The organism is Mesorhizobium sp. M2A.F.Ca.ET.037.01.1.1 (assembly GCF_003998075.1).
Taxonomy (GTDB): Bacteria; Pseudomonadota; Alphaproteobacteria; order Rhizobiales; family Rhizobiaceae; genus Mesorhizobium.
Window position 1 is genome coordinate 1 of the sequence record NZ_RZSA01000864.1, and the last position, 2,860, is coordinate 2,860.

Genomic DNA, 2,860 nt, shown 5'->3' on the forward strand with positions numbered 1-2,860 from the left:
CGACAATGGCACGGTCCAGGCCGGCGACGTCATCATCAAGTTCGACGGCAAGGATATCCATGAAATGCGCGACCTGCCGCGCGTCGTGGCCGAAAGCCCGGTCGGCAAGGCAGTAGATGTCGTCATCGTGCGCAAGGGCGTCGAGCAGACCGTCAAGGTGACGCTCGGCAGGCTCGAGGACGGGGAGAAGCTGGCCAGCGGCGAGAACGGCAGCACCGATCAGGGCAGTGGCGATAAGGCAACGCCTCCGGTGTCGACGGCCTCCGTGCTCGGCATGACGGTCGGCGAGCTCAACGACCAGACGCGGCAGAAATTCGGCATCGCCGCCGACGTGTCCGGCGTGGTCGTCACCGATGTCGCCAAGGATTCGCCCGCGGCGGAGCGCGGCATCCAGCCCGGCGAGGTGATCACCGAGATCGCGCAGGAATCGGTCGGCACGCCGAAGGACGTGATGGACCGGATCGGAGCGCTTAAGGAGCAGGGCCGCAAGAACGCGCTCCTGATGCTGGCCTCGAAGACCGGGGAACTGCGTTTCGTGACGATCCGGATGGATTGAGTCCGGATCGTTCAGCAAGCGATTGATGTTTCAATGAATAGGGCGGCTAGCGAGCCGCCCTTTTTCGTGCCTGCCAGGCCTCGCGCGACAGCCTGTACATGACATGACGCTTGAGATGCGGGTGGCTGTCTGGGACGCTGGGGTGATCGAAGTCGGCACCGGGATCGGCTTGCATGCCGAGCCGCTTCATGACGGCGATCGAACGATGGTTGTCCGCGACCGCGAATGACACGATCTCGTCCACGCCAAGCGTTTCGAAACCGAAGGCGAGCCAGGCTTCCGCCGCCTCGGTGACATAGCCCTTGCCCCAGAATTCGGGCGCCAGCCGCCAGCCGATCTCAATCGTGCCGGGCGCCAGCACGTCGATGTCTTCCGTTCCGGACAAGCCGACGAAGCCGACGCATTCGCCGGTCGCGGCAATCTCGGCCGCGGCGAAGCCATATCCATCCTCATCGATCCAGGCGCGGACTTCGTCCATCTTGGCGTCAGCCGCGGCGCGGTCGCGGCGGAACGGGAAGAATTCCATCACGCGCTCATCGGAGTTGATGCGGTGGAAAAGCGCGCGGTCGCGATCCTCCCAGTTGCGCAGGATCAGGCGCTCGATGCGGATCGGCTTCATTCCACAAACTCATCCCGGCGGTAGCCCTGTAGATAGAGCAGCGCGGTCAGGTCGCTATGATCGATGCGGATGCGTGCCTGCTCGGCCACCGCCGGCTTGGCATGCAGCGCGACCCCGGTGCCGGCAAGACGGATCATATCGAGATCGTTGGCGCCGTCACCGACCGCGATGGCATCCTGTGTCGTCAGCGCGAGCCTCGCGGCAATGTCCAGCAGCGCTTCGGCTTTCGCGGCGCGGCCGAGGATGGGCTCGGTCACCATGCCGGCGAGTCTGCCGTCTTCCTCGACCAGGCGGTTGGCCCGGTTTTCCTGGAACCCCAGCATCTCGGCAATACGGCTGGTGAAGACGTCGAAGCCGCCGGAGACCAGCGCCGTCCAGGCGCCGTTGGCACGCATTGTCTGCACCAAGGCGCGGCCGCCGGCGGCGAGCGTCAGCCGGTTGGTGATGATGCGGTCGACCACCGCGGTGTCGAGGCCCTTCAGCAAGGCGACGCGCTCGCGCAAGGCCGGCTCGAAGGCGATTTCGCCATTCATCGAGCGCGCGGTGATCGCCGCTACATGGTCCTTGACGCCAATCTCGTCGGCGAGCTCGTCGATGCACTCCTGATCGATCATCGTCGAATCCATGTCGGCGAGCAGGATCTTCTTGCGCCTGCCTTCGGCGGGCTGGACGACGATATCGACCGGCTCGGATGCCAGTGCGGCCCGCAGATTGGCGGTCATTTCGCCGATATCCGGCGTCTGCGGCAAAACGAGATCGCAGGCGACGTCTTCAGCCAGCCAACGGATAGCGCTTGCGCCGGCAGTCTGCAAGGCCATATTCGCAAGCGAGGCCGGCACGGCGCGGGCTTCTGGACGGGACACTAGAGTGGCGATCAGCGGCATTGAACATTCCGGCAGGCAGGCGGGCGAAGGCCGCGTCAAGAACGCGATCCTGATAGCCGGGCCGACAGCCAGCGGCAAGTCGGCGCTGGCGCTCGATCTTGCCGAGCGTGGTGGCGGGGTCATCGTCAACACCGATTCCATGCAAGGCTATTCGGTGCTCGATGTCTTGACGGCACGACCGACCGCCGCCGAAACGGCACGCGTGCCGCATTTCCTCTACGGCCATGTGCATCCCTCCACGGCCTATTCCACCGGCGCCTGGCTGCGCGACGTGACGAAGCTGATTGACGATGGCGTCCTGTCGGGCCGTACGGTTGTTTTCGTCGGCGGCACCGGGCTCTATTTCCGCGCGCTGGCTGAAGGCATCTCGGATATGCCGGACATTCCACCGGCGGTGCGTGAGCGCTGGCGCTACGAGCTCAAGGAGCAAGGAGCCGAAAGACTGCATCGCCTGCTGATGCATGAGGATTCAACCATGGCCATGCAACTCAGGCCGACGGACGGCCAGCGTATCGTGCGGGCGCTCGAAGTGCTCGATGCTTCGGGACGTTCCCTCCTGGAGTGGCAGGCGGCGCGCGGCCGTCCGCTGATCGACCGCGACAGCGCTCGTTTCCTGGTGATCGAGCCGGACCGGGCGCAACTGGTCCGGCGCATCGAGGCGCGTTTCGACCAGATGCTCGACAAGGGCGCGCTGGACGAAGTGCGGCAGCTTACGGCGCTTGGCCTCGACCCGGACCTGCCGGCGATGAAGGCGATCGGGGTGCGCGAGCTGCAGGCGGCGATGGCCGGACAGTGCGGCTT

The 2,860-nt window shown here is 65.4% G+C and carries 4 protein-coding genes; 2 read left to right on the forward strand and 2 right to left on the reverse strand.

The features are described 5' to 3' along the window. The coding region (locus tag EOA27_RS30355) for a PDZ domain-containing protein (protein ID WP_127257969.1) at nucleotides 1-556 on the forward strand (556 nt) is incomplete at its 5' end. A 46-nt stretch (nucleotides 557-602) separates the two neighbouring features. On the opposite strand, the gene EOA27_RS30360 is transcribed toward EOA27_RS30355, so the two are convergent. Beyond that, complete coding sequence (locus EOA27_RS30360) at nucleotides 603-1,175, reverse strand: GNAT family N-acetyltransferase (protein ID WP_126082053.1); 573 nt, start codon at nucleotides 1,173-1,175, stop codon at nucleotides 603-605. Beyond that, nucleotides 1,172-1,993: a phosphoserine phosphatase SerB gene (gene serB, locus EOA27_RS30365; protein WP_348526731.1), complete on the reverse strand. Its 822-nt coding sequence runs from the start codon at nucleotides 1,991-1,993 to the stop codon at nucleotides 1,172-1,174. Before serB ends, EOA27_RS30360 begins: the two co-directional genes overlap by 4 nt. Nucleotides 1,994-2,048: 55 nt before the next feature. Between serB and miaA the strand changes: the two genes are divergently transcribed. Next, on the forward strand, nucleotides 2,049-2,860 hold an 812-nt coding region (miaA, locus tag EOA27_RS30370; RefSeq protein ID WP_127257971.1), incomplete at its 3' end, for a tRNA (adenosine(37)-N6)-dimethylallyltransferase MiaA.

Bases quoted from the DNA above. Each gene is read 5' to 3' on its own strand.
- EOA27_RS30360 (WP_126082053.1), bottom strand. From the start codon at position 1,175: ATGAAGCCGATCCGCATCGAGCGCCTGATCCTGCGCAACTGGGAGGAT.
- serB (WP_348526731.1), bottom strand. From the start codon at position 1,993: ATGGCCTTGCAGACTGCCGGCGCAAGCGCTATCCGTTGGCTGGCTGAA.